General features: G+C 64.4%; 32 protein-coding genes. 14 read left to right on the top strand and 18 right to left on the bottom strand.

Annotated elements, in window-relative coordinates:
- Genes MAFF_RS18235 through MAFF_RS18225 form a run of 3 tightly spaced genes read left to right on the top strand, consistent with a single transcriptional unit; the run spans nt 1 to nt 3481 of the window.
- On the top strand, nt 1–693 hold the full coding sequence (locus tag MAFF_RS18235; protein ID WP_010912419.1) for a response regulator transcription factor: 693 nt from the start codon (nt 1–3) through the stop codon (nt 691–693).
- On the top strand, nt 684–2285 hold the full coding sequence (locus MAFF_RS18230; protein WP_044548495.1) for a HAMP domain-containing sensor histidine kinase: 1602 nt from the start codon (nt 684–686) through the stop codon (nt 2283–2285). Before MAFF_RS18235 ends, MAFF_RS18230 begins: the two co-directional genes overlap by 10 nt.
- A 29-nt stretch (nt 2286–2314) precedes the next feature.
- Nucleotides 2315–3481 (top strand): NAD(P)/FAD-dependent oxidoreductase, encoded by a 1167-nt coding sequence (locus MAFF_RS18225; protein WP_010912417.1) that lies wholly within the window; start codon nt 2315–2317, stop codon nt 3479–3481.
- Between the two features lie 7 nt (nt 3482–3488).
- On the opposite strand, the gene MAFF_RS18220 is transcribed toward MAFF_RS18225, so the two are convergent.
- The 5 genes from MAFF_RS18220 to MAFF_RS18200 form a co-directional block, all read right to left on the bottom strand.
- Nucleotides 3489–4220 (bottom strand): DUF72 domain-containing protein, encoded by a 732-nt coding sequence (locus tag MAFF_RS18220; RefSeq protein ID WP_010912416.1) that lies wholly within the window; start codon nt 4218–4220, stop codon nt 3489–3491.
- Nucleotides 4221–4290: 70 nt separating this feature from the next.
- The gene (locus MAFF_RS18215; protein ID WP_044548492.1) at nt 4291–4782 is read right to left on the bottom strand and encodes an SRPBCC family protein; all 492 of its coding nucleotides are present in this window, start codon (nt 4780–4782) and stop codon (nt 4291–4293) included.
- Between the two features lie 44 nt (nt 4783–4826).
- A complete protein-coding gene (locus MAFF_RS18210; RefSeq protein WP_032932306.1) occupies nt 4827–5273 on the bottom strand; it encodes an SRPBCC family protein in 447 nt (148 codons plus the stop codon).
- Complete coding sequence (locus tag MAFF_RS18205; RefSeq protein WP_064987727.1) at nt 5273–5584, bottom strand: ArsR/SmtB family transcription factor; 312 nt, start codon at nt 5582–5584, stop codon at nt 5273–5275. The genes MAFF_RS18210 and MAFF_RS18205 overlap by 1 nt, the downstream gene beginning before the upstream one ends.
- Before the next feature lie 92 nt (nt 5585–5676).
- Nucleotides 5677–6102, bottom strand: a complete 426-nt coding sequence (locus MAFF_RS18200; protein ID WP_044548490.1) for a GNAT family N-acetyltransferase — start codon at nt 6100–6102, stop codon at nt 5677–5679.
- Nucleotides 6103–6258: 156 nt separating this feature from the next.
- Between MAFF_RS18200 and leuD the strand changes: the two genes are divergently transcribed.
- Entirely contained in the window at nt 6259–6864 is a 606-nt protein-coding gene (gene leuD, locus MAFF_RS18195; protein WP_010912411.1) for a 3-isopropylmalate dehydratase small subunit, read from the top strand.
- A gap of 70 nt (nt 6865–6934) precedes the next feature.
- Entirely contained in the window at nt 6935–7864 is a 930-nt protein-coding gene (locus MAFF_RS18190; RefSeq protein ID WP_044548488.1) for a hypothetical protein, read from the top strand.
- Between the two features lie 13 nt (nt 7865–7877).
- Here the strand turns inward: MAFF_RS18190 and MAFF_RS18185 are convergent, their stop codons facing one another.
- Nucleotides 7878–8519: a hypothetical protein gene (locus MAFF_RS18185; protein ID WP_244420810.1), complete on the bottom strand. Its 642-nt coding sequence runs from the start codon at nt 8517–8519 to the stop codon at nt 7878–7880.
- A gap of 29 nt (nt 8520–8548) precedes the next feature.
- The gene (locus tag MAFF_RS18180; protein ID WP_157866008.1) at nt 8549–9157 is read right to left on the bottom strand and encodes a hypothetical protein; all 609 of its coding nucleotides are present in this window, start codon (nt 9155–9157) and stop codon (nt 8549–8551) included.
- Between the two features lie 42 nt (nt 9158–9199).
- Here MAFF_RS18180 and MAFF_RS18175 point away from each other — a divergent pair, with 42 nt between their 5' ends.
- The 3 genes from MAFF_RS18175 to leuB all read left to right on the top strand — a co-directional run bounded on the left by MAFF_RS18175 (nt 9200) and on the right by leuB (nt 11137).
- Nucleotides 9200–9592, top strand: a complete 393-nt coding sequence (locus MAFF_RS18175) for a RidA family protein (protein ID WP_010912407.1) — start codon at nt 9200–9202, stop codon at nt 9590–9592.
- A 4-nt stretch (nt 9593–9596) separates the two neighbouring features.
- Complete coding sequence (locus MAFF_RS18170; protein ID WP_010912406.1) at nt 9597–9947, top strand: VOC family protein; 351 nt, start codon at nt 9597–9599, stop codon at nt 9945–9947.
- A gap of 86 nt (nt 9948–10033) precedes the next feature.
- Nucleotides 10034–11137 (top strand): 3-isopropylmalate dehydrogenase, encoded by a 1104-nt coding sequence (gene leuB, locus MAFF_RS18165; protein WP_010912405.1) that lies wholly within the window; start codon nt 10034–10036, stop codon nt 11135–11137.
- A 109-nt stretch (nt 11138–11246) separates the two neighbouring features.
- Here the strand turns inward: leuB and MAFF_RS18160 are convergent, their stop codons facing one another.
- The 5 genes from MAFF_RS18160 to MAFF_RS18140 all read right to left on the bottom strand — a co-directional run bounded on the left by MAFF_RS18160 (nt 11247) and on the right by MAFF_RS18140 (nt 15767).
- Complete coding sequence (locus tag MAFF_RS18160; protein WP_010912404.1) at nt 11247–11702, bottom strand: MarR family winged helix-turn-helix transcriptional regulator; 456 nt, start codon at nt 11700–11702, stop codon at nt 11247–11249.
- Entirely contained in the window at nt 11695–12123 is a 429-nt protein-coding gene (locus tag MAFF_RS18155) for a polyketide cyclase (protein ID WP_044548486.1), read from the bottom strand. The genes MAFF_RS18160 and MAFF_RS18155 overlap by 8 nt, the downstream gene beginning before the upstream one ends.
- Before the next feature lie 159 nt (nt 12124–12282).
- A complete protein-coding gene (locus MAFF_RS18150) occupies nt 12283–12936 on the bottom strand; it encodes a DUF805 domain-containing protein (protein ID WP_010912402.1) in 654 nt (217 codons plus the stop codon).
- Between the two features lie 70 nt (nt 12937–13006).
- Nucleotides 13007–13717, bottom strand: coding sequence for a DUF805 domain-containing protein (locus MAFF_RS18145; RefSeq protein ID WP_044548485.1), 711 nt, complete (start codon nt 13715–13717; stop codon nt 13007–13009).
- Between the two features lie 187 nt (nt 13718–13904).
- Complete coding sequence (locus tag MAFF_RS18140; RefSeq protein WP_010912400.1) at nt 13905–15767, bottom strand: DEAD/DEAH box helicase; 1863 nt, start codon at nt 15765–15767, stop codon at nt 13905–13907.
- A gap of 439 nt (nt 15768–16206) precedes the next feature.
- On the opposite strand from MAFF_RS18140, the gene MAFF_RS18135 reads away from it, so the two are divergent.
- Both MAFF_RS18135 and MAFF_RS18130 read left to right on the top strand, forming a co-directional pair.
- Nucleotides 16207–17241, top strand: a complete 1035-nt coding sequence (locus MAFF_RS18135) for an aspartate-semialdehyde dehydrogenase (protein ID WP_010912399.1) — start codon at nt 16207–16209, stop codon at nt 17239–17241.
- A gap of 207 nt (nt 17242–17448) precedes the next feature.
- Nucleotides 17449–17907: a GNAT family N-acetyltransferase gene (locus tag MAFF_RS18130; protein WP_010912398.1), complete on the top strand. Its 459-nt coding sequence runs from the start codon at nt 17449–17451 to the stop codon at nt 17905–17907.
- 4 nt (nt 17908–17911) lie between these two features.
- On the opposite strand, the gene MAFF_RS18125 is transcribed toward MAFF_RS18130, so the two are convergent.
- Nucleotides 17912–18325 carry an ACT domain-containing protein gene (locus MAFF_RS18125; RefSeq protein ID WP_010912397.1) on the bottom strand — a complete coding sequence of 138 codons (414 nt, stop codon included), beginning with the start codon at nt 18323–18325 and terminating at the stop codon, nt 17912–17914.
- Nucleotides 18326–18495: 170 nt separating this feature from the next.
- On the opposite strand from MAFF_RS18125, the gene MAFF_RS18120 reads away from it, so the two are divergent.
- The 4 genes from MAFF_RS18120 to MAFF_RS18105 all read left to right on the top strand — a co-directional run bounded on the left by MAFF_RS18120 (nt 18496) and on the right by MAFF_RS18105 (nt 20892).
- The gene (locus tag MAFF_RS18120) at nt 18496–19401 is read left to right on the top strand and encodes a bestrophin family protein (RefSeq protein WP_044551042.1); all 906 of its coding nucleotides are present in this window, start codon (nt 18496–18498) and stop codon (nt 19399–19401) included.
- Nucleotides 19402–19533: 132 nt separating this feature from the next.
- Nucleotides 19534–19944, top strand: coding sequence for a DoxX family protein (locus MAFF_RS18115; protein ID WP_044548484.1), 411 nt, complete (start codon nt 19534–19536; stop codon nt 19942–19944).
- Between the two features lie 18 nt (nt 19945–19962).
- On the top strand, nt 19963–20490 hold the full coding sequence (locus MAFF_RS18110) for an SRPBCC family protein (protein WP_010912394.1): 528 nt from the start codon (nt 19963–19965) through the stop codon (nt 20488–20490).
- Between the two features lie 138 nt (nt 20491–20628).
- The gene (locus tag MAFF_RS18105; protein ID WP_032932291.1) at nt 20629–20892 is read left to right on the top strand and encodes a YMGG-like glycine zipper-containing protein; all 264 of its coding nucleotides are present in this window, start codon (nt 20629–20631) and stop codon (nt 20890–20892) included.
- A gap of 64 nt (nt 20893–20956) precedes the next feature.
- Here the strand turns inward: MAFF_RS18105 and MAFF_RS18100 are convergent, their stop codons facing one another.
- From MAFF_RS18100 to ffh, 5 genes are all read right to left on the bottom strand, one after another.
- Entirely contained in the window at nt 20957–21802 is an 846-nt protein-coding gene (locus MAFF_RS18100) for an acyl-CoA thioester hydrolase/BAAT C-terminal domain-containing protein (RefSeq protein WP_052292087.1), read from the bottom strand.
- Nucleotides 21803–21877: 75 nt separating this feature from the next.
- Nucleotides 21878–22276 carry a hypothetical protein gene (locus MAFF_RS18095; protein ID WP_048894792.1) on the bottom strand — a complete coding sequence of 133 codons (399 nt, stop codon included), beginning with the start codon at nt 22274–22276 and terminating at the stop codon, nt 21878–21880.
- 144 nt (nt 22277–22420) lie between these two features.
- Nucleotides 22421–22822, bottom strand: a complete 402-nt coding sequence (gene rpsP / locus MAFF_RS18090) for a 30S ribosomal protein S16 (RefSeq protein ID WP_010912392.1) — start codon at nt 22820–22822, stop codon at nt 22421–22423.
- A gap of 58 nt (nt 22823–22880) precedes the next feature.
- The gene (locus MAFF_RS18085; RefSeq protein WP_019862096.1) at nt 22881–23207 is read right to left on the bottom strand and encodes a chorismate mutase; all 327 of its coding nucleotides are present in this window, start codon (nt 23205–23207) and stop codon (nt 22881–22883) included.
- An 8-nt stretch (nt 23208–23215) separates the two neighbouring features.
- On the bottom strand, nt 23216–24814 hold the full coding sequence (ffh, locus tag MAFF_RS18080) for a signal recognition particle protein (protein WP_010912390.1): 1599 nt from the start codon (nt 24812–24814) through the stop codon (nt 23216–23218).
- Nucleotides 24815–24821: the final 7 nt, after the last annotated feature.

Genomic DNA, 24821 nt, shown 5'->3' with positions numbered 1-24821 from the left:
ATGCCGCATCACATCCTCGTCGCCGACGATGACCCGCATATCCGCGAGGTGATCTGCTTCGCGCTGGAAAAGGCCGGCATGAAGACGCTTGGGGTGGCCGATGGCGCCGCCGCATTGCAGGAAATCGGACGCCGTGCGCCCGACCTCGTTGTGCTCGACATCGGCATGCCGGAGATGGACGGGCTGGAGGTCTGCCGGCGGCTGCGCCACACATCGGACGTGCCGGTGCTGTTCTTGTCCGCGCGCGACGAGGAGATCGACCGCATCCTCGGGCTCGAAATGGGTGGCGACGACTATGTGACGAAGCCGTTCAGTCCGCGCGAGCTGGTCGCCCGCGTCAACGTCATCCTGCGCCGCGCCCGCCCGGCGGCGCCCGAAGCGGCCGACGACCGGCAGTTTTCACATGGCAAGCTCACTCTGGCGCCGGCCAGCCACGCCGCCGCCTTCGACGGCACGCCGCTTGCCCTGACAGGGATAGAGTTCTCCATCCTGAAGGGGTTTCTGGCGCGGCCGGCGCATGTGCTCGACCGTGACGCGGTGATGGCAAACGCCTATGCCGGCAAGATCCATGTCGCCGACCGCACCGTCGACAGCCATATCCGCAACATCCGCGCCAAGCTGGCGGCGGTCGGCTGCGTGGACGCCATCGAGACCGTGCATGGCGTCGGCTTCCGGCTCGGCCGATGCGGCTGAGCACGTCCAGCAAATGGATCGGCCGCAAATGGCGGCCAAGGCTTGCCACGGTCGTCGTCGCCATCCTGATCATGGTGATGGCGCTGCCTTTGGTCGGCCTGTTCTTCTTCCGCCTCTACGAGAACCAGCTGATCCGCCAGACCGAGGCGGAGCTGATCGCGCAAGGCGCGGCCATCGCCGCCATCTATGCGCAGGACGTGCGCGACGCCCACATTCCTCCGGAAAAACTTGGCGCGCCGATGCCGCAGGCCAATGGCAGTGCCAGCCGCGCCGCCAATCCCGATGGACCGTACCGGCCGATCGAGCCGCGCCTCGATCTCGCTTCGGACACTGTGCTTCCGACCCGGCCGGCGGCGGTCGCCGCTACCGCCGATCCGGCCTTCGCCGCGATCGGCGTGCGCCTGTCGGGCATTCTCGACGCGACGCAGAAAACCACGCTGGCCGGCTTCCGGCTGCTTGATCCCACAGGTGTCGTCATTGCCGGACGTGGCGAGGTCGGGCAGTCGCTTGGCGAGGTCGATGAGGTGCGCACGGCACTTGCCGGCCATTATGCCAGTGCGCTCAGGCTGCGCATTCCCGACCAGCCGACGCCACCGCTCTATTCGGTCAGCCGCGGCACCAAGGTACGGGTCTTCGTCGCCCTGCCGGTGGTCGTCGATGGCCGGGTCGTCGGCGTGGTCTATGTCTCGCGGACGCCCAACAACATCATCAAGCATCTCTATGGCGAACGCGGCAAGGTGACCCTGGCGGCGATCGCCATCCTCGGCGGCACGCTGCTGATCGGCCTGGTGTTCCTGCGCACCGTCAGCCGGCCGATCTATGCGCTGATCGACCGCACGCAACGCATCGCCGCCGGCGAACGTGACGCGATCCGGCCGCTCGACCATCACGGCACCTATGAAATGGCCGAGCTGTCCGCCGCCTTCCTCGACATGGCGGAAAAGCTGCAGGCGCGATCGGATAGCATCCAGACTTTCGCCACCCATGTCTCGCACGAGCTCAAATCGCCGCTGACGGCGATCCAGGGCGCGGCCGAATTGCTGCGCGATTCCGGCAGCACGATGGATGATGAGGAGCGGCGGCGCTTCTCCAACAACATCGTCACCGACGCCGGACGACTCAATCTGCTGGTGCGGCGGCTGCTCGATCTGGCCAAGGCCGAAAATCTCGCACCGAGCGGCGAAAGCACCTCGATCGGTGCCGCGCTGGCCCTGCTGCCCGCCGACACCAGGCTGGCGGTCCGCATCGAGGCGGGCGGCGATCTCGCCTTACGCATCTCGGCCGAGAACGCGGCGATCGTGCTGGCCAATCTCATCGACAATTCCGTCAGGCATGGCGCGACGCTGGTTTCGATTACGGCGGCGAGCTCCGGCGGCAAGGCCACGCTGCTGGTCGGCGATGACGGCGCCGGCATTTCGCCGAGCAACCGGGCGCGCATCTTCGAGCCGTTCTTCACCACGCGGCGCTCGACCGGCGGCACAGGCATGGGGCTCGGTATCGTGCTGGCCCTCCTGAAAGCGCATGATGGCATGATCCGGCTGGTTGACTCCGAGCGCGGCACGCGCTTCGAGATCACACTGCCGGCGGCATAGACAGGCCGCCGGCTCGGATCGGAGAAAAAATGCGCTACGACATCGTCATCATCGGCGGGGCCATCGTCGGGTCCTCCATTGCCTACTATCTGCGCGAGGAAGGGTTTTCCGGCTCGATCGCGCTGATCGAGCGCGATCCGCAATTCGCGCATGCGGCGACGACGCTGTCCATGGCCTCGATCCGCCAGCAATTCTCGATTCCCGAAAACATCCGCCTGTCGCAGTTCACGCTGAAACTGTTCCGGCGGCTGAAGGAGACATTCGGCACCGATGCCGATATCGGTTTCCGCGAGGGCGGCTATCTCATCCTGGCCGGCGAGAATGGCCTGCCGGTGCTCAAGGCGAACCATGATGCTCAGGTCGCCGAGGGCGCCGACATCGTGCTCGAGGACGCCGAGCAGCTGACGCGGCGCTTCGCCTGGCTGTCGGCTGAGGGCATCTCCGCCGGCGCCTACGGCCGGACCGGCGAAGGCTGGTTCGACGCGCATGCGATGCTGATGCTGTTCCGCAAGGCGCTGCGCGACAAGAAGATCGATTTCATCGCCGCCTCTGTCACCGGCATTGCGCGCGACGGCGATCGCGTCACCGGCGTCTCGCTCGACAATGGCCAGACCTTGGAGGCCGGCATCGTCGTCAACGCCGCCGGGCCGAATGCCGGCAAGGTCGCGGCCCTTGCCGGGCTGGCGCTGCCGGTCGAGCCGCGCAAGCGCAACGTCTTCGTCTTCGAGGCGCGCGAGAAATATGCCGACATGCCGCTGCTGGTCGATCCCTCCGGCATCTACGTGCGCCCCGAAGGCTCGGTCTACCTCACCGGCGGCGCCGAACCGGAAGAAGGCGACGGCCCGGCCGACCCCAGCGATTTCGAGGTCGACTGGCCACTGTTCGAAGAGGTGATCTGGCCGGTGCTGGCGACCCGCATTCCGGCCTTCGAGGCAATCAAGGCGACCCGCGCATGGGCAGGGCACTATGACTACAACACGCTCGACCAGAACGCGGTGATCGGCCCGCATCCAGAGGTCGGCAATTTCATCTTCGCCAACGGTTTTTCCGGCCACGGCCTGCAGCAGGCGCCGGCGGTGGGCAAGGCGCTGGCCGAGTTCCTGGTGCATGGTGGATACCGGACGATCGATTGCTCGGCGTTTGGCTATGGGCGGGTGGCGGAAGGAAGGGCGTTCCGGGAATTGAACGTGATTTGAGAAGCGCCTAGTCAACCGTCGCAGCGATAGCGAGAGCATTGCCGAGCGCGTGGCCGGCGGCCGTGTTGTCGAAGATGCCCCAGACCTCGGCGCCCGAAGCGGCCGCTGCCTGCACCTGCCGGCCGATTCGGTCGAGACTTTCGGGGTCGTAGTCCGAGTAGTAGACACGCGGCACGCCGTGCCAGCGGAAATAGGCAAGGCCGGCCCAACCGCCCGGCATCGCAGCAGCCGGCACAGGAGCGGGATCGGCCGCAACGCGCGCGATCCGCCGGTCGGCAAGGAGCGTTTCCGCCTCCGCTTCGAACCAGCTCGGGTGGCGTGGTTCGCATGCCAGCCTTGCCTTTGTCCGCCTGCCCAGCATGTCAAAGAAACCGCAAGCGATGTCCGGCTCGAACGGCAAGCTCGGCGGCAGCTGCACCAAAAGCACGCTCAGTTTTTCGCCGAGACCTTCGACCTGCTGGAGGAACATTTCGGCAAGCGCATCGCCACCCGCGAGACGATGCTCATGGGTCATTGCCTTGGGCGTCTTGACGGCAAAGCGGAAGTGCTCCGGCACGGAGCGTGCCCAGCGCTCATAGGTCTCGCGACGGTGTGGCTTGTGGAAGGACGTGTCGATCTCGACGATCGGAAGGTGGCGGGCGTAGCGTTCGAGATGCGAACCGGGTTGCGGCAAGTCTTCCTTATATCGGGTTGGAATTCCCCAGCCGGCCGTGCCTATGAAACATCCCTGCTTTCCCATGCATGGGATGTGGACCAGACAAGGGGCAAGTCAAGCAAGGGGCAGGTCAAGGCGGAGGTGTGACAGCCGCTCAGGCTGCCGCCAGTCTCCCGGCCTCGACATAGGCCTGCAGCCAGGCCAGCACCCGGCCCCAGCCCTCGGCATGCTCGGCCGCCGCATCGCTCAGGCCGGCAAAACCGCCATGGCAGATGGTGAGGCGCGTGCCCTTGGCGGTCGGCGCAAGCAGCCAGGCGACCGTGGTTTGCCGCCGGCCAAGCGTCGGATGGTCCCAGGCATAGGCCCGTGTCTGCACGATCCGGCGCGGCGCTTCGATCTCGAGGAATTCGCCGCCGGCCGGCAGCTCCCTGCCGTCGGCCGTGCGGACGACAACCGTCCAGCGGCCGCCGACGCGAAGGTCGGCCGACCAGTCGGCCATGCGGTAGGTGTCGGCGGACCCCCACCATTGCTCGATCTCGCTCGTGACCAGCGCCGTGAAGATGCGTTCCATAGGCGCTTCGATCTCGGCCGACGCCATGATCGTCTCGCCATTGGTCATGCTCTGTACCCCGAGGACGTGCATCATCGATGCCTCCGCATCCGTTTTGTTTCGGTATCGAAACGAGCCCTTCACCCTTTCGTTGGCGGGCGCTCGAAGCCCTTGCCGGTCTCGAGCAGGCTCTTGAGACTGGCCAGCACCAGCGGCCAGCCCTTACTGACATTCGGGATCAGCCGGTGTGGGCCGTCGGCCTCGTGGGTGACGGCAAGCTTCATCAACTCGCCGTCCTGTTCTATGGCGAAGGTGCAGCGCGTGTAGCCGTCTTCCTTGACCTCCGGCATCCACTCATTGCGCCATTTGATGACCAGGCGCCGCGGCGGGTCGATCTCGAGGATCTCGCCCGAGTCGGCGATGCGGCCGTCGGGGAAGATCAGTTTCCAGCTGGAGCCGACCTTCCACTCGCTCTCCTGATAGGAGCAGAGGAAGAACTGCCGGTTGAACTCCGGGTCGGTCAGCGCCTCCCAGAGCTTTTCGGCCGTGGTGCGGATGTAGGTCACGTAAACGAAGCTGTTGCTCATCAGTCTTCCCTTTCGAGGCGTTTCTTCAGATCACTCAATGCATCCAGCCGATGGCGCTCGAACTTGCCGATCCAGCGCTCGGCGATCTCGTTGATCGGAACCGGGTTGAGGTAGTGCTGCTTCTCGCGTCCCTTGCGCAGCGTGGTGACGAGGTTGGCTTCCTCCAGGATCGCCAAATGCTTGGTCACCGCCTGGCGTGTCATGTCCATCTCCGCGCACAGCGCGTTCAGCGTCTGCCCGTTCCGGGCATGGAGGTTGTCCAGCAATTGCCGGCGTGTCGGGTCGGCCAGGGCGCGAAAGACTGCATCCATGCTCATGGCTTTAATATGCAACCATTTGGTTGCATGTCAAGCGGCAAGATCGCACGCCGTCGGCGGCCGGGCGCGGCCACGGGAGAAAAAAGTCAGCCCTTGCGGGAGAACCAGAAGGCGTCGGCCATGCGCTGCATGCCGATGCGTTCGTAGAAGCCGACGGCGCCGGGCACGGAGATCAGGCTGATGGCGACCGACGGGCCGAGCTGCCGCCGTGCCTCGTCCATCAGGCCCTTACCGATGCCGAGCCCTTGCGCCGATCGGGAGACGGCGAGCTCCGAGATGTAGCAGACCCAGGAGAAGTCGGTGACCGCACGGGCCACGCCGACCAGCGGCTTGCCTTCGATGTCGAGACGCGCGGTCAGCACAAGATTGGCGCCGGACAGCATCGCCTGCAGCCTCGCGGGATCATCGACGGGCCGTGTCTCGCCGAGGCCGGATTCGACCAGCACGCGGCGGAATTCGGCGATGTCGAGCGCAGGCTCGCTTGCGTAGAGGACATGGGAGTTTTCAGCCATGCCGGCCAGACTGCACCATCGCCTCGCGAATTCGAAGTCGTTTTGTGGTACGCCCCTTGTGCCAGCGCGCACGAACAGTTGCCTTTTATTTGCCCTCGGCTTTGTGTAAACGGGGCTTCAGCAAATCCCCCCGCAACGAAAACACGGGCCAAAGCCATGGAAAAATTCACCAAGCTCACCGGCGTCGCCGCTCCGATGCCGATCGTCAATGTCGACACCGACATGATCATCCCGAAGGATTATCTCAAGACGATCAAGCGCACCGGCCTCGGCACCGGCCTGTTCGCCGAGATGCGCTACAATGACGACGGTTCGGAAAATCCGGATTTCGTGCTCAACAAGCCGGCCTACCGCAAGGCGCAGATCCTGGTCGCCGGCGACAATTTCGGCTGCGGCTCGAGCCGCGAGCACGCGCCGTGGGCGCTGCTCGATTTCGGCATTCGCTGCGTCATCTCGACCTCGTTCGCCGACATTTTCTACAACAACTGCTTCAAGAACGGCGTGCTGCCGATCACCGTCAGCCCCGAGGATCTCGAGAAGCTGATGGATGACGCCTCGCGCGGCTCCAACGCCACTTTGTCGGTTGACCTCGAAGCCAAGGAAATCCGCGGCCCCGATGGCGGCGTGGTCAAGTTCGATCTCGACGACTTCAAGCGGCACTGCATGCTCAACGGGCTCGACGATATCGGCCTGACCATGGAGAAGGCCGGCGCCATCGCCTCGTTCGAGAAGAAAAACGCCGAACAGCGCCCCTGGGCCTGACCGGCACCATCCGACGATAGGCCCGGCCGCGTTCCGGCCGGGTTTGGTGGCGACTGAGGGAGGGACAGTCATGGCACGTTCGCTTCTTGCCGGCGTTTGCGGGCTGGCGCTGCTGGTGGTGCCAGCCGCGAGCGCCTTTGCCCAGACACAGACGCCAGCGGCAGCCCAGAAGCCGGCTGACCAGCCGGCGACCGACCAGGGATCGTCCAGCGACGCGGCGCCCGCCGACGACGACAAGCAGGCGCCGATAGCGTTCGAGGGCGGCCAGCTGACCATCACGCAGCCGGAGCAGGACGGCGAGAAGGTGCTCGCCTATGACGGCAAGCAGCTGGCCAGCAACTACGATGTCTTCTTCGACAAGATCGTGAAGATCGGCGACGTCAACGTGGCGCTGGTCGATGTCGGCGACGGCGGCAATCAATGCGGCCCGGCCAAGGTCATCGTCTGGAAGCCGAAGGACGGCGAGATCAAGACCACGACGGTCGAACAGGACGAATGCGGAGCGCCGCCGGCGGCGATCTCCGACAGCGCCATTTATTTCGTGCCCTATCTGCTGCCGGGCGAGATAAGGGCGGCGCTGCAATGGTCGCCGACCGAAGGCCTGACGACGTCCGGCAACCTCGCCTACACGCCGGAACCCGGCACTGACTGGAAGGACATCGATCCGGCGAAATACGACAACATCATCGATGCCTTCCACAACGAGGCTGTCTACAAGGCGGCCAAGGCGCTGCTCGGCGACACCATGCCTGACATGGCGACCAGCCTGCTGGTCGGCGGCGGCACGGAAAAGACAGCGTCGGGCGCCTTCTACGCCACCGGCTGCGTGCCGCATGACTGCGGCGGCAATGACGGCTTCATGGCGGTCGACCCGGCCAAGCACAAGCTCTATTTCTCGCGGCGCGGCGATGATGGCGCGCCAGCAGCCTGGCCGCCGCTGAAGGACTGGCCGGAGGACATCAAGAAGGCGCTCGACGACGCGCAGGGGTCGGGGAACTAGCGCAAATCCGACGTTATTGTTTGCCCTGAATGGTCAGCGAGAAAGCCGGAGGTGGGGATTTTGGCGCGCCGGGATTTGCAGCCCACGCGAACAGGCCAAAGCCGAGGATCGCAATTATCGTGCCGATCGCCAGCCCGTACCAAAGCTTCGTCACCCGGTCGCGCACGACATTGAACCCGGCGTCGGCGTTGATTGTCGCGAAGTCGTTTTGAGCCTTGGCGACCAACGCCTTATCGGCGATCAAGGTCGCGTCGTTTTGATCTCTTCCGCCCGCTTTTATTCGCGCCAGCGCGTCATCAACAACGTCCTGATAGCCTTCGAAGGAATCCACAGTCGGCGGAAACTCCTTCTGGTAGCGCGGAACCAGACGATTCCGCACCGCTTGGATTTCCGCATCCATGGTGGTGGCGAAATCGCGAAACGTTCTGGCCTCGACGACCAGAACCCGAAGTGCCGGCACCATGACGACGCAGAGGCCGACAAATCCCGCGGCAAGACCTCCGACGGCCAGCACCATCCTGTGCCCGTCTGCCGTCGGATCAAGCGCTCCAAACGATGTCAGGGAGCTGCCGGCAAAGACCGCCGCCGCGGTCGCCACCACCCCACCGACCAGCCATTTGGCGGTATCCCTCAACGATTGCGCCCCGGCCGCCATCGCCGTCACAACGGGCGGAATAGGATCGCTCATTTCTCCAAGTATCCCAGATCGCCGAAATCGATCGCCAGGGGAAGATCCCTCATCTCCTTTGCGATCTGCTGTTTCAATCTACTGACCTCATGAAGGTCAGCATGTTGAGCTTGAAAAAGGATCATGCTCGGATTGGGCTTGTCAGGGTCGGAAATTCGACCCTCATAATCTTTCAGGAGTTGTTCGAGATCCAGTTCGCCGCCCGCCTTTTTCGGTACGGTGAGATAGATTACTGGTATGTCACCCGGGTTTATTCCAACAGGACCCGGGGGCGGGTCGACCTCTCCACCGGCAGGCTCGCCGGCCGAACCCCCGGCGGGCGGAACGACCTGAATTTCAATGATGTCTGAGCCACATGAAACCCGAATGATGCCGTTCTTGTCCGGAATCCCGATCACATGCGTAATCATGGCGGCCTCCAAGTATTGAGACAACAAGAATGACACAACTCGCAATGGATTAACAGCAGATAAGCGGTAATCCTTGCCGGACTTCAGTTCGTTTTGGATACACGTCAATTGCGACACGACGACGAACAGAATGATCCGGTAAGTTTCTTTCCCAGCAGGACAACAACCAATTTTCCCTGGCATATAGCCAGGCAACCAGCTGTCCGACAGATTGCTGCAACAACCGCGAGGCCGCCCATGCGCAAACTGATCTCCACCGGTTCGCCCTTCGAGAAGACCGCCGGCTATTCGCGCGCGGTGGTGCAGGGCGACTGGTGTTTCGTGTCCGGGACGACCGGCTATGACTACGCCACGATGACGATGCCGGAAACGGTCGAGGCGCAGACGCGCAACTGCCTGGCGACGATCGGCAAGGCGCTGGCCGATGGCGGCTTCGAGGTGGCCGATGTGGTGCGGGCGCATTACTACATCACCGACCAGGCCTTTGTGGACGTGGTCTTCCCGATCCTGGGCGAGACATTCGGCGACATCAGGCCGGCGGCGACGATGATCGTGTGCCAGCTCAACAAGCCGGAAATGAAGATCGAGATCGAAGTCACGGCGCTGCGGCGCTCAGCTCAGGGGCGTTGAGACCATGAAGGTCCGGCGCATCGTGGCCAATATCGAGACGCAGGATGTGGCGGCGGCGAAACGCTTCTACCAGGACGTGCTTGGCCTAGACGTGCTGATGGATCAGGGCTGGATCGCCACCTACGGCTCCGAGGAAAAGATGCAGGTGCAGGTCTCCTTGATGGCGCAAGGCGGCTCCGGTACGCCGGTGCCGGACCTGTCGATCGAGGTCGACGATGTCGAGGCAGCACTTCGAGGCATGAAGGCCGCCGGCTTCGCCATCGAATATGGCCCGGCCGACGAACCCTGGGGCGTGCGGCGCTTCTATGTGCGCGATCCCCTGGGCCGGCTGGTCAACATTCTCTCACATCGGTGATCGTGGTTCCGAACCGCAGGCTTGCGCCGCAAGCGCTTGGCGTTTAGCAAGGCCGCGGTTTCAAATCTTTCCAGGACGGTTTCTCCATGGCAACGAAGCATCTTTTCCTGCTCCCCGGCGACGGCATCGGCCCCGAGGCCATGGCCGAGGTCAAGAAGCTGATATCGGCCATGAACGAAAAGCTCGGCAGCGGCTTCGCCACCGATGAGGGCCTGGTCGGCGGCTGCGCCTACGACGCGCATGGCGCGGCGATTTCCGATGCCGACATGGCCAAGGCGATGGCGGCGGACGCGGTGCTGTTCGGCGCGGTCGGCGGACCGAAATGGGATGCGGTGCCTTACGAGGTGCGCCCCGAGGCCGGCCTGCTGCGGCTGCGCAAGGACATGGAGCTGTTCGCCAATCTGCGCCCCGCCATCTGCTATCCGGCGCTCGCCGCATCCTCCTCGCTCAAGCAGGAGGTGGTCGAAGGGCTCGACATCCTCATCGTGCGCGAGCTGACTGGCGGCGTCTATTTCGGCGAGCCCAAGCAGATCATCGATCTCGGCAACGGCCAGAAGCGCGGCATCGACACGCAGGTCTATGACACGTTCGAGATCGAGCGCATTTCGGGCGTCGCCTTCGAGCTCGCGCGCACCCGCAAGAACCACGTCACCTCGATGGAAAAGCGCAACGTCATGAAGTCGGGCGTGCTGTGGAACGAGGTGGTCACCCAGACGCACAAGGCGCGCTACGCCGACGTCAAGCTCGACCACATGCTGGCCGATGCCGGCGGCATGCAGTTGGTGCGCTGGCCAAAACAGTTCGACGTCATCGTCACCGACAATCTGTTCGGCGACATGCTGTCCGACATCGCCGCCATGCTGACCGGCTCGATCGGCATGCTGCCGTCCGCCTCGCTCGGCGCGCCCGACGTCAAGACCAAGAAGCGCAAGGCGCTCTACGAGCCCGTGCACGGCTCGGCGCCCGACATCGCCGGCAAGGGCATCGCCAACCCGATCGCCATGATCGCTTCCTTCGCCATGTGCCTGCGCTATTCCTTCGGCATGGTCGATGAGGCCGACAGGCTGGAAGGCGCGATCGCCGCCGTGCTCGATCAGGGCCTGCGGACGAAGGACATTTTCTCGCCGGGCATGACCGAGGTCGGCACGGTCGAGATGGGCGACGCGATCATCGCCAAGTTCCTGGGTTAACCCGCTCACTCAGAGCGTTTCACCGTTTCATGGAAACGGCGAACCGATCTAACTCTTGTTTTGACGCAATTCCGGACGGAAAACCGCTCACACTTTTCCTGGAATTGCTCTAGCGAATCTCGCCGGCCAGTTGCTGCAGCAGGCCGACGAGTTGCGCTTCGTCCACCGGTTCGAAAAAGGCCGCGTCGGCGGTCTCCACGGCAACGATGGCGCGCCGCGCGGCGGCGGCCCCGGCCGGGGTGACGCGGATCACCTTGGCGCGCGAATCCCTGGGGTCGGCTTCGCGCGCGATCAAACCCTTGGCCTCGAGCCGGGCAACGACGTCCGAGGTCATCTTCACCTCGGTGCCGGCCTGGGCGGCGAGCTGCACCTGGTTGGGCGGCTCGCCATTGCGGCCGAGCCACATGGCCGATGCCAAGAGCACGAACTGGACATGCGTCAGGTCGAGCGGCGCCAATGCCGCCGTCATGACGCGCTGCCAGCGCATGGTGGTTCGCCACAACAACAAGCCGGGGCTCTCCGAAGGTCCGCTGAAGCGCGTCTTCAAATCCTGTCCATCAGCCACCGTTCGCCAACTCCTTTGCCTGCTCGAACAATTTAGCCATCGACACGTCGAAATCGCCGCTGATCTGCGGGCCGAGCTCCGGTCCGACCTCGGCGGCAGAAGGGCCGGAAATTTCGAGCCGATGCGTCACCCGCGTGCCGCCCTCGACCGGCACCAGCGTGTGCCGGAACAGCAATTTCGTGTCACCGAACGTGGTTTCGTCGGCATAGGTGAAATTATCGACGAGATCGACGATGGTCGATTCGAACGTGTCCTGCCCGACCGGCGTCACCGAGACCCGGGTGCCCTTGGCGAACGGGCCGTGCAGCACGAACGTGTCGGACCCTTCATAGGTCAGGCGGCCCTCGTGCAAAGCCTTCAGCGCGTTCCAGATGGCTGCTGCGGGAAGGGAGGAAATGGCGGTGTATTCATTGCTCCACATTGTCCTGGCTCCATTCATCTTGCCTGATCGACCATTCGATCTGTGCACAGACGATCTGTGCGCGGATTAAATTGCAAGAGGAATCTTCAGCCGTGACGAAGTTCGGCCGAACGGCCGCTTTTGGGAGTGAATTACCCCTTTTCTCTGGAAAACTGGCCGTTAAACTCTGACCCCTGCGGGCACCGGCCCCCAGGCGTTCTTGCCCGCCTGAGAAGGTACAAGCCCGAAGACCAGCAAGGCTATGCCACCGATGGCTGGGATGACGCAGAGCAAGACAAGCCAGCCGCTCATGCCGATGTCGTGGAGACGCCGCACCACAAGCGCGATCCAGGACAGATTCAATGCCAACGCGAAAATATAGAAGGGCAGGAATCCGATGGCGTTCCTGCTCGAAACGTCGCGGAAACCGTTGATGGCAAGATCCACGAGTATCCCGAAACCCAGCAGGGCAAACACCAAGATGGTCGAGCACAGCCAGAAGGCCCAATATTCCTTGCGACGGGCGCGTCCGTTGAAATTGAAAAAATCCACACTGACCGTGCACAGGAAGTATGCCCACAGTCCTCTGGAACGAGTGGGCCGGGTTTCAGTGGTAAGACCAGGCTGGCCAGGGGTCGCCGAGGGTGCGGGCGAACTCGCGGCGACGATGTTGCGCGCTGTTCCGTCGTCCGGCTGGAATTCGACAAAACGGCCTCTGACGAGGGCTATCTCCTGACTCAGATCCGTCCGTGTGAAAAAATAGCGCTTGCCGTCAGCGCCGTCGATGTAACCGTAGTCTTGATCTGCGTCGTAGTGAAACACCGTACCGCGCATTGCTTTCCCCCTGCGTCGCTTCGCCAGCATGCTACCCAGGGTTGTTCACAAGTGCAATATGCACGCCACACTAAACCCTAACCCCCGCCGGCACCGGTCCCCATTGGTTTTCGCGCCCCTGTGTCGGGATGAGCGCGAAGACCAGGATGATCAGGCTGCCGAAGGTCGGGATCAGGATGAGCAGGCAGAGCCAGCCGGTCAGGCCGAGGTCGTGCAGGCGGCGCACGATCATGCCGAGGCTGGGCAGGAAGGTGGCCAGCAGGAAAAGGCCGAAAAGCCCGACCGTCATCGCCGGCATCTCGGCGCTGTCGAAATTGCCCATCTCGGCATCGGCGAAAACGCCGATGCCGACGATCACCAGCAACGCGATCGTCCAGAACAGGCAATAGCCCCAATATTCCTTGCGCCGGGCGCGGCCGGCGAAATTGAAGTAGTTCCGGGTTACGCCGTTCCAGAAATAGGACCAGAGATCGGTGGGCTCCGCCGGCTCGGCCGTCCGGCCGAAATGCTGCGCTTGCGATGCGACGGCCGCCGGTGCGGGGGCGGCTTGAGCCGGTGCGGCGCTCGTGCCGGCGTCGGCGGCCGGGCTTGCCGCCTGGGCGGCGATCGAGAAAACGTCACGCGCCTGGCCGCCGCCCGGCTGGAACTCGACCGCCGTACCCTTGGCCATCGCGGTTTGCCGGCGAAGGTTTTCGCGGGTGAATGTGTAGCGGTTGCCGTCGGCTCCGGTGATGAAACCGAAACCCTGGTCCTCGTCATAGTGAAGCACTTCGCCACGCATCGCCCCACCCCCTGTCGCCGCGTCCCCGCCAAGGTGTGGCACAGTGGCGAGCCCGCGGGCAAGACCGTGCGACGTGGCTGTCATATTAGCGGCAAATCAGGCGTAAAGCTTCACGTGCAGGCATCTTGGCCAAAGCGGGCCATGACAGTCGAGCATTCTGACGCCAGCCAGCGGCGTCAACCCTGTCCTACGAAGGCCGCTTCTTCGGCTTCTTGTGCTTCGGCGGGCCGGCATTGTCGAATTTCGGCTTGCCCGGCTTTTTCGCCCACGGCTTTGCCTCATGGGCTGGGCGCTGCTCGGCTGAAGCCGGCGTGCGCTTCTCGAATTTGCGCTTCGGCGCGTTCGGGTCGAATGGCGCCTTGCCGCGATGCGGCTTCTTGTCGGGGCTCGGCGCCTGATAGCCGGCCCGCGACAGGTCCGGCGTGCCGTCGAGCCGCTTCACCAGGATATTGCCCTGCAGTTTGCGGTCGGGCCCGATGGCGGCAAGAAAGCGATCGGCCCAGTCCGCGGCGATCTGCACGAAGGTTTCTTCCGGCTGCATCTTGATGGCGCCGATCTCGCGCTTGGAGATGCTGCCGGTGCGGCACAGCATCGGGATCAGCCAGCGCGGTTCTGCATTCTGCCTCCGCCCGACCGACAGCGAGAACCAGACGCTGGCGCCGAAATCGTCGCGGCGGCTCGGCGCCTCGTCGCGCTGCGCGAATTTTTCGCCCGCCGGCCTTTCGCGTGAAGGCGTGAAGGGAGCGACGTCTATCAGATCCTCGGGCGCCGAGCGGCTGGCGCGGCACTGGCGCACGAAGGCGGCGGCCACCTGTTCGGCGCCATGCTTGGCGAGAAGCGCGTCGATGAAAGCGCGCTCATCGTCCTTCACCGGCTCGTCGAAGGCCGGATCGGCCAGGATGCGCTCGTCGTCGCGGCGGATCACGTCGTCGGCCGAGGGCGGGCTTGCCCAGGTCGCCTTGAGGCCGGCGTTCTGCAACAGCCGCTCGGTGCGCCTGCGGGCACTGCCTGGCACGATCAGCGCGCTGACGCCCTTGCGCCCGGCGCGGCCGGTGCGGCCGCTGCGGTGCAGCAGCGTTTCGGGATTGGTCGGCAGGTCGGCGTGGATGACCAGTTCGAGGTTGGGCAAGTCGATGCCGCGCGCCGCGACATCCGTTGCGATGCATACCTTGGCGCGGCCGTCGCGCATCGCCTGCAGCGCGTGGCTGCGCTCGTTCTGGCTGAGCTCGCCCGAAAGCGCCACGACCGAAAAATTGCGGTTGTTGAAGCGCGCGGTCAGATGATTGACGGCGGCACGCGTGTTGCAGAACACCAGCGCGTTCTTGGCCTCATAGAAACGCAGCACGTTGATGATGGCGTTCTCGCGATCGGCCTGGGCGACGTTGAGCGCCCGGTATTCGATGTCGAGATGCTGCTTTTCCTCGCCGGCGGCGGAGATGCGCACGGCATCGCGCTGATAGCCTTGCGCCAGCGTTGCGATCGAACGCGGCACGGTAGCCGAGAACATCAGCGTGCGGCGCTCGGCCGGCGCGGCATCGAGGATGAATTCGAGGTCCTCGCGAAAACCGAGATCGAGCATCTCGTCGGCCTCGTCGAGCACCACCGCCTTCAGCGCCGACATGTCGAGCGAGTTGCGCGTGATGTGGTCGCGCAAACGGCCGGGCGTGCCGACGACGATATGGGCGCCGCGCTCCAGCGCGCGCCGCTCGGTGCGCATGTCCATGCCGCCGACGCAGGACGCCACCGTGGCGCCGGTCGGCTCGTAAAGCCATTCCAGTTCACGCGTCACCTGCAGCGCCAGTTCGCGCGTCGGCGCCACCGCCAATGCCAGTGGCGCCATGGCCGCGCCAAAGCGCTCGGCGCCGTCGAGAAGCGTCGGCGCCATGGCAAGGCCGAAGGCCACGGTCTTGCCGGAGCCGGTCTGCGCCGACACCAGCGCATCGGCGGACCCAAGTTCAAGCACCGCCTTCTGCACCGGTGTCAGTTCGGAATAGCCGCGTTTTTCCAGCGCCTGTGCCAGCGCCGGGACGATACCTACAAAGTTGGACATCTCGCTCTTTCGGAATTCAGGGTTCTGCGCTCATCATGGAGCACATCGGGGCCGGCGCCGCGCCAGCCCAACAATCTTGGCCGTTCGTACTTCCTGCCGCCGCTCTTGTACAGGGCGCGCCATGAAGGCCATGCGACGCGCCGCGCATTGACTCCTGCCGCAAACCGCGTAAAAGCCCGCTTTGAACGGGATCGTTTTTCGATGCGCGGCCTTTCGATGGCTCTTCTTGCATACGATGCTCCCAGCCTCAATGCGAACCATTGGGCCGGGCGCCTCGGCGCGTCTCCTCGTTCCAGCAAAACCATGGCCAAAACCACCACCAAAACGGTGTGATTCCCTTGGCCTAACCACCCTCTCCCGGGTTCGGCCCGGGGGACGGAACCCGCATTGGCCGGCGGGTTTTCTCCAAAAACCAAGCGGAGAGGGACAGGAGATCTTTATGAGTTTCAAGGTTGCAGTCGTCGGCGCCACGGGCAATGTGGGCCGGGAAATGCTCAACATACTGGAAGAGCGCGGCTTTCCGGTAAGCGAAGTGGTGGCGCTCGCGTCGCGGCGCAGCCAGGGCACGGAAGTGTCGTTCGGCGACCGCACGCTGAAGGTCAAGGCGCTCGACCAGTATGATTTTTCCGACACCGACATCTGCGTCATGTCGGCCGGCGGCAATGTCTCCAAGGAATGGTCGCCGAAGATCGGCAAGCAGGGCTGCGTCGTCATCGATAATTCGTCGGCCTTCCGCTACGACCAGGACGTGCCGCTGATCGTGCCGGAAGTGAATCCGGACGCGATCTCGCTGTTCACGCGCAAGAACATCATCGCCAACCCGAACTGCTCGACGGCGCAGCTGGTCGTGGCGCTGAAGCCGCTGCATGATTTCGCCACCATCAAGCGCGTCGTCGTCGCCACCTACCAGTCGGTGTCGGGCGCCGGCAAGGAAGGCATGGACGAGCTCTTCACGCAGACCCGTGCCGTGTTCGTCGCCGACCAGGTCGACGTCAAGAAGTTCACCAAGCGCATCGCCTTCAACGTCATTCCGCATATCGACGTCTTCCTCGACGACGGCTTCACCAAGGAAGAGTGGAAGATGGTCGCCGAGACCAAGAAGATGCTCGACCCCAAGATCAAGCTGACGGCGACCTGCGTGCGCGTGCCGGTGTTCATCGGCCATTCGGAAGCCGTCAACATCGAGTTCGAGAAGCCGATCACCGCCGACGAGGCGCGCGACATCCTGCGTGACGCGCCGGGCTGCCAGGTCTTGGACAAGCGCGAGGACGGCGGCTACATCACGCCGCTGGAATCGGCCGGCGAGGACGCCACCTTCATCTCGCGCATCCGCGAGGATTCGACCGTCGACAACGGCCTGTCGATGTGGGTCGTCTCCGACAATCTGCGCAAGGGCGCGGCGCTCAACGCGGTCCAGATCGCCGAGCTTCTGGTCGAGCGCGGCCTGATCCAGCCGAAGAAGAAGGCGGCCTGACGGCGGTTTGTTTTTCGCTCGCGGGCCGTATCGCCGCTGCCGCGGCGGGCCCTCCGCGAGGGCGCCGGACGACCGGCGGCCCGCGGTCGCGGGCTCGGCCTTCGGCCGGGCGCCTCTTCCTTCTCCCCTGTGGGAGAAGGTGGATCGGCGCGAAGCGCCGAGACGGATGAGGGTGTTCCAGCGGAGTGAGACGTTGGCGTTCCCTTCATGACTAGCACTCAGCCCGTAGGTATCGTCCTGCGCCCGGCCAGCGGCTCGGACGCTGCCGCCATCGCGACCATGATGCGCGCGTCGCTCAACGCTTTCGACTGGATGCCGGTGCTGCATACGCCGAAGGAAGACCTTTTCTTCATCCGCGACATCGTGCTGCCACGACAGCAGGTGACGGTCGCTGAGGCCGGCCCGGTGATTGCCGGTTTCATTGCCGTCAGCGGCGATTGGGTGGAGCAGCTCTACCTCGACCCGGCCTGGACGGGGCAAGGCATCGGCAGCCGGTTGCTGACGGACGCCACCGCAGCCTTGCCGGTCACGAAACTCCATTGCTTCCAGGCCAACACCGGGGCCCAGCGTTTTTACGAGCGCCATGGGTTCCGCGCCGAGTCGTTTGGCGACGGCACGAACAACGAGGAAGGCCTGCCGGACATTCTGTACGTCCGCAGGCGCTGACGCCTTACTCCACCTGTCCGTTCTCTGCCGCCAGTCCACGCAACAAGACCATCGCCTCCTCCGCCCGCTCCGCCGGCACAAACAGGTGATCATGGTAGAACGCCGAGACCGGATTTACGCCCATGCCGGCGGCGGCGAGCCGCGTGGTGATGGCGGCGAGGAAGCCGACCGCTTCCAGCGATGAGTGGACGTTCAGCGTGATCATCCGGCAGCGGAACGAGGCGCTCAGTCCGGCTGCCTCTGCCGCGTCCTCGGTCACGATCAGCGTCGTGCCCTCACGCTCGCGAAACAGCATCACCGGGTCGAGGTTCTTCGGCTGGGAAACTCCAGGCGCCAGCGTGGCGAAGACATGGATGCCGTCAAGCAATTCCGGCGTCATCGACGCCAACAATGTCTTCAGGTCGGTCTCGCCGGTCATTTCTCTCGCCTGAACAGGAACGGGCAACAGCCTTCTCAATATCCGCAACCGGCACATGCCGATAGTCCGCGCGCACGACATGGCGATGTCGCTGGCGGCCGGGCTTGCGGATCCGTCGCATCGCACAATAGAGGAGCTGAGGGCCGATGCCGGTCCGTGAAAGGCCGTCCATGATCGTTCGCCCGCGCCCCAACTTCCTGCAGCTGTTCTTCATCATGCGCGGCTCCGTGGTGCCGCGCATCCTGCCGCAGATCTTTGGGTTCGCCGTCTATTCGGCGGTCATCCTGGCCCTGGCGCGGTGGTTCGAGCTCGATCTCGGCGTCTTCAACATCACGCCTTTCGGGCTGGTGGGCGTGACGCTGTCTATCTATCTGTCCTTCCGCAACAACGCCGCCTACGACCGCTGGTGGGAAGCGCGCAAGCTGTGGGGCACGCTGGTCTTCGAAATCCGCAATCTGGCGCGCGCCACGACCAGCCTCATTCCCGATCCGGCCGAACAGCGCGCCTTGCTGATGGAGGCGCTGGCCTTCTGCCATTTCCTGCGCGGCCAGTTGCGCAAGACCGACAGCATCAAGGACGCCCGCGCCTTCATCGACGCTCAGGCGGAAACGGTCGCAGGCTTCGCCAATCCCGCCGACGAGATGGTCCGGCGCATGGGCCGGCGCGCCAATGCGCAGCGCCGGGCGGGCGACGTCGATCCGATCGGCTTCCGCATCCTCGACGAGAGGCTGGCGTCGATCACGGCCATCCAGGCCGGCTGCGAGCGGATCGCCGGCACGCCCTTGCCTTTCGCCTATACGCTGCTCGTGCACCGCACGGCCTATATCGTCTGCCTGCTTTTGCCCATCGGGCTGATCTCGACCACCGGCTGGGCGACGCCGCTGTTCACGGCGTTGATCGCCTACACCTTCTTCGGCCTCGACGCGCTGTCGGAGGAACTCGAGGACCCGTTCGGCACCGAAGCCAACGACCTCGCGCTCGACGGCCTGTGCCGCGTTTGCGAGATCTCGGTATTCGAGGCGCTGGGGGAGGCGCCGCCGAAGATGCTGCCGGCCGAGAAGTTTTATTTCTCCTAGAATCCGGCCCGGCCTGCCTGCCGGCCAAATGACGGATTGAAAAAACCCAACCCCCTGTAGGATTGCCGCCTCGTGCCGCGTCCTTGGTTCGACCCCAGCAAATGGGGTTCGAACCAACCGGAGGGAACGTTGATGAGCATTTCCGAAACCGCGCCTGCCTCGCCCGGCGCCTTGTGGACCGGCCGTGTGCTCAGCGGCCTCATCATCCTGTTCATGATCTTCGACGGCGCCATCAAGCTGCCGCCGCTCGATGTCGTCACCCAGACGATGGTGCCGCTCGGCTGGCCGGCCGACGCCAATGTCGCGCGCATGCTCGGCGTCATCGGCCTGGTCGCGACCGCGCTCTACGCGCTGCCGCGCACATCGGTGCTCGGCGCCATCCTGCTCACCGCCTATATGGGCGGAGCCATCGCCACCAATGCGCGGATCGGCAATCCGCTGTTCTCGCACACGCTGTTCGGCGTCTATCTCGGCATCATCCTGTGGGGCGGCCTCTATCTGCGCGATCCCAGGGTGCGCGCGCTGATCCCGCTCAGCCAATAGTTTTTCAGGGAGAGAAAAATGTTCAGCACCATCCTCATCATCCTCGTCGTCATCATCGCCGCGATCCTCACCTATGCCGCGACGCGGCCGAATGATTTCGTCGTCACCCGCACGGCCACCATCAAGGCTGCGCCCGAGGCGATCTTCCCGCTGATCAACGATTTCAGCCGCTGGCCGACATGGTCGCCCTACGAGAAGCTTGACCCCGACATGAAGCGCAGGCTCTCCGGCGCGCAGAGCGGCAAGGGCGCCGTCTATGCCTGGGAAGGCAATGGCAAGGCGGGCAAGGGGTGCATGGAGATCGTCAATTCGGTGCCCTTCTCGCTGGTGTCGCTCAAGCTCGATTTCGAGAAGCCGTTCCGCGCCAACAACAGCGTCGACTTCACCTTGACGCCATCGGGCGACACCACCGCCGTCTCTTGGGCGATGCGCGGCAGCCGGCCCTTCATTGCCAAGCTGATGGGCCTGTTCATGAATTTCGACACGCTGATCGGCCGGGATTTCGAGGTCGGCCTCGCCAATCTGAAGCGCAACACCGAGGCATGATCCGAGTGGACACGGCCGCTCGCCTGAAGTCGGCCGGGCAAGTGGCGTCGCGATCTTCATCCTCTCTTGGATCAAATTAGCCGTCTGCGAGTTAAGCACTTGGCGGAGCGATGGCGATCCCCCTGTGAGAGGAACAAAATGAAGAAAATCTTGACCATTCTGGTACTGACGATGGCGTTGGGCGCCTGCTCGCAGACCGAAAAAGGCGCTGCTGTAGGCGGCCTTGGTGGCGCCGCGATCGGCGCAGCCGTGGCCGGAGATCCGGTCCAGGGCGCTGTCGTCGGCGGCGCGGTTGGCGCCGTTGCAGGCGCCCTGATCGGGCACGCCAGCGAAAGTGGCCAGTGCCGCTATCGCGACCGTCATGGCCGTGTCTATGTCGACCGCTGCCCAAGCGGCTATTGAGCGGCGACCGGCACGGAAACGGCAAAACGGCGGGCGCAGGCCCGCCGTTTTCGTCTGAAAACGCCTACAACAAGTCCCGGATCAATTCCCAGGCGTCGCGGCCGAGGCGCGCATCGGCATGATCATTGCCGCCATGGGCGTGCAATGCGGACCGTGGCGTGGTTTCGCCCGGCAAGAGAATGCGGTGGCCGGCATCTGGGCTGGAAACGAGGCGCGTGGCCTTTCCGGCATCTTCTCGGCGCCGAACAATCGACTGGGCAAAATCGAGCGATGGCCAGAGCGCGTCGTCGCCGCCCGCGACGAGCACAAGCTTCGCCGAGATGGCCTCGACGGGAATGGCGGCCCTGTCCGCCTCCTGCCCGAAGCTCGCCAGGCAGTGCTGGAAAAGCCCCCTGTAGGACACAAGGCCATCGACGTGGCTCGCGCGCCAGTTTGGCCGGGTCGGAACGAACGGGAGCGGCACCCCCTTCAGCGTCCATGACGATCGCTCGGGCCAGCTGATGCCGTCGCGGCCCGGCCCGATATTGCCCCAGACCACCGATGTCGGGCTGATCGCGATCACGGCGTCGATGCGCTGGTCGTGCGCCGCTGCAAGCAAGGCCGCCTCGGCGCCCTTGGACGTGCCGACATAGACGATGCGCCGGCAGCCCAGTCCGACAAGATGGTCGGTCGCGGCGAAAAAAATCTCGAGCGGGATTTCGCATATGCCGGGGACCTGGCCTTCGCCGCCGAACCACTGGAGCGCCAGGGCGGATACGCCTTCGCTGGCAAACAGCTTGGCGCGGGCGGCGTCGACGCGGCCGCTGGATCCGCTCAGCACCACGACGCCCGTCATGGCGTCGGCGCATTGCAGCAGCGTTCCGGCAACGCCACCGGACAGGATTTCTTCGGTGACTGCCGGTTCGTCCATCCGACCCGTCCGCGCCTCAGCGAGGTGTGGTCGGCTGGGACCTATTCGCACAGAACCGCGCTACGGCCAGCCAAATCATCGAATGCTGAAGGGCGCCGAGTCCGCAACCGTTCCGTCGATAGACAGATCAACACGATAGGTGCCAACCGGCCACCCCGCCGTGGGCTTGCTGAGTTGCGAATCCGCCTCGGTGTTCTCTCCGACGTGGAGGTCAACCTTGTCGATCGTATAGTTGGCTGGCGCAACGCCATGAGAATCGATCGAAATCCAGGAGAATGTGATCGTCGACGTAGCCGGGATGTCCACCAGGTCAGCCGATAAATAGACGACCGGTGTGTCCGCGGGGAACTCGCTCTGGGGCTCGCCTCCCTTCGTCGCTGAAACCACGATGTTGTCGAAACCGGCCGCTTGGGCTGGCATGGCAAGGGTTAGCGCCGCCAGGGCCGCGATGGCCAGAACCAGAACTGATTTCAAGACTCACACCCCTCTGAAGCTGGAAGGAAATCAACGTCGAGGTCTTTCGTCAAGCGGGATGCAGGCGATGCCGGGGCGAGATGGGGCTGAACAGCAAAACGGCGGGCACTGGCCCGCCGTTTTGTCGATGCGATGAAGCGATATTTACTCGGCGGTGGCGGCTTCCGCCTCGGCGGGTGCTGCGGCAGCGGCCGCAACGGCGGCGGCAGCGTCTTCCTGCGCCTTCTTCAGCAAAGCAGCGCGTTCCTGCGCCTTCTTGCCCGGCTCGGCCTTCTTGGGGTTGGAGCGGGCGTCGCGCTTGGCAAGGCCGGCCTCGTCGAGGAAGCGCAGTACGCGGTCGGTCGGCTGGGCGCCGTGCGACAGCCAGTGCTTGACGCGGTCGGCATCGACCTTGACGCGCTCGCCGTCCTTCGGCAGCAGCGGGTTCCACGAGCCGAGCGACTCGATGAACCGGCCGTCACGCGGTGAACGGGCGTCGGCGACGACGACGTGGTAGTAAGGACGCTTCTTCGAGCCCGCACGGGCCAGTCTGATCTTCAGTGCCATTTCTTATCTCCTAAAAGCTCTGATTTCGTTGATATGATTTCGGCTAAATTTTTTGTTTTCAGCCGGTTTTCGTCACGCCGTTGGCAGCGGCGATCTGTTCGTGGTGGCGGATCACTTCGCGGACGACGAAGTTGAGGAATTTCTCCGCGAAATCGGGGTCGAGATGCGCGTCCTTGGCCAGCTGGCGCAGACGGGCGATCTGCTGCTGCTCGCGCGCCGGGTCGGCCGGCGGCAGGCCATGCTCGGCCTTCAGCACGCCGACTGCCTTGGTGCAGCGGAAGCGCTCGGCCAGCATGTGGATGAGGGCGGCGTCGATGTTGTCGATCGAAGCGCGGTAGCCGGCCAGGATGGTGCGGGCGTCGGCCATGTCCTTTTCTTCGTTCATCCGCATTCTCACTTCTTCTTGCCAAGGCCCGGCAGTCCGCCGCCGCCGAGGCCGGGAAGCCCCGGAAGTTTCATTCCGCCGGGCAGGCCTGGCAGGCCGCCACCGGGAAGTCCGCCGGGCAGGCCCTTCATGCCGCCGAGGCCGGCGGCCTGCGCCTGCTTCTGCAAGGCTTCGAGCTGCTTGGGATCCATCTTGGAGAGATCGGGCATGCCGCCCATGCCTCCCATACCGCCGGGCATCATGCCGCCGAGACCCATCTTGGAAGCAAGGCCGCCCATCATGCCGCGCATCAGGCCGCCGCCTTTGCCCTTGCCGCCCATCGCCTTCATCATGTCGGCCATGCCGCGATGCATCTTCAACAGCTTGTTGATCTCGGCGGCGTCGGTGCCGGAGCCGGCGGCGATGCGCTTTTTGCGCGAATGCTTGAGAATATCGGGGTTGGCGCGCTCGGCCTTGGTCATCGACGAGATGATGGCGAGCTGGCGGCCGAACATCTTGTCGTCGAGGCCGGCGGCGGCCATCTGGTCCTTCATCTTGCCCATGCCGGGCATCATGCCCATGATGCCGCCCATGCCGCCCATTTTCGACATCTGCTGAAGCTGCTGGGCGAGGTCGTTCAGGTCGAACTTGCCCGACTGCATCTTCTTGGCCATCGCCGCCGCCTGCTCGGCGTCGATGTTTTCGGCGGCCTTTTCGACCAGCGAGACGATGTCGCCCATGCCGAGGATGCGGTCGGCGATGCGCTTGGGGTGGAATTCCTCCAGCCCGTCCATCTTTTCGCCGGTGCCGATCAGCTTGATCGGCTTGCCGGTGACGGCGCGCATCGAAAGCGCCGCACCGCCGCGGCCGTCGCCGTCCATGCGGGTCAGCACCAGGCCGGTGATGCCGACGCGCTCGTCGAAGCTTTTGGCCAGGTTGACGGCGTCCTGGCCGGTCAGCGAATCGGCGACCAGCAGGATCTCGTGCGGGCTCGACACCTTCTTGATGTCGGCCATCTCGACCATCAGCGGCTCGTCGATATGGGTGCGGCCGGCGGTGTCGAGGATGACGACGTCATGGCCGCCGAGCTTGGCCGCCTGCACGGCGCGCCTGGCGATATCGACGGGGTTCTGGCCAGCAATGATCGGCAGCGTCGCGACCTTGGTCTGCTCGCCGAGCTGGCGCAACTGCTCCTGCGCGGCGGGCCGCCGCGTGTCGAGCGAGGCCATCAGAACCTTCTTGTTCTGGCGCTCGGTCAGCCGCTTGGCAATCTTGGCCGAAGTGGTCGTCTTGCCGGAGCCCTGCAGGCCGACCATCATGATAACGACGGGGGCCGGCGCATTGAGGTCGATGGCGACGCCCTCGGCGCCCAGCATGTCGACCAGCTCGTCATGAACGATCTTGACGACCATCTGGCCGGGCTTGATCGACTTCAGCACCGCGGCGCCGACGGCCTTTTCGCGCACCTTGTCGGTGAAGGACCGCACCACTTCCAGCGCCACGTCGGCCTCGAGCAGCGCACGGCGCACCTCGCGCAGCGCCGCCGAGACATCAGCCTCGGAAAGCGCGCCGCGACCGGTGAGGCCGTTCAGGATGGAGCCAAGGCGCTCCTGCAGCGATTCAAACATTCGTTTT

This window comes from Mesorhizobium japonicum MAFF 303099 (genome assembly GCF_000009625.1).
Lineage (GTDB): Bacteria > Pseudomonadota > Alphaproteobacteria > Rhizobiales > Rhizobiaceae > Mesorhizobium > Mesorhizobium japonicum.
The sequence above is the reverse complement of the archived record's forward strand: the minus strand, read 5'-3'. Positions and strand labels throughout refer to the sequence as shown.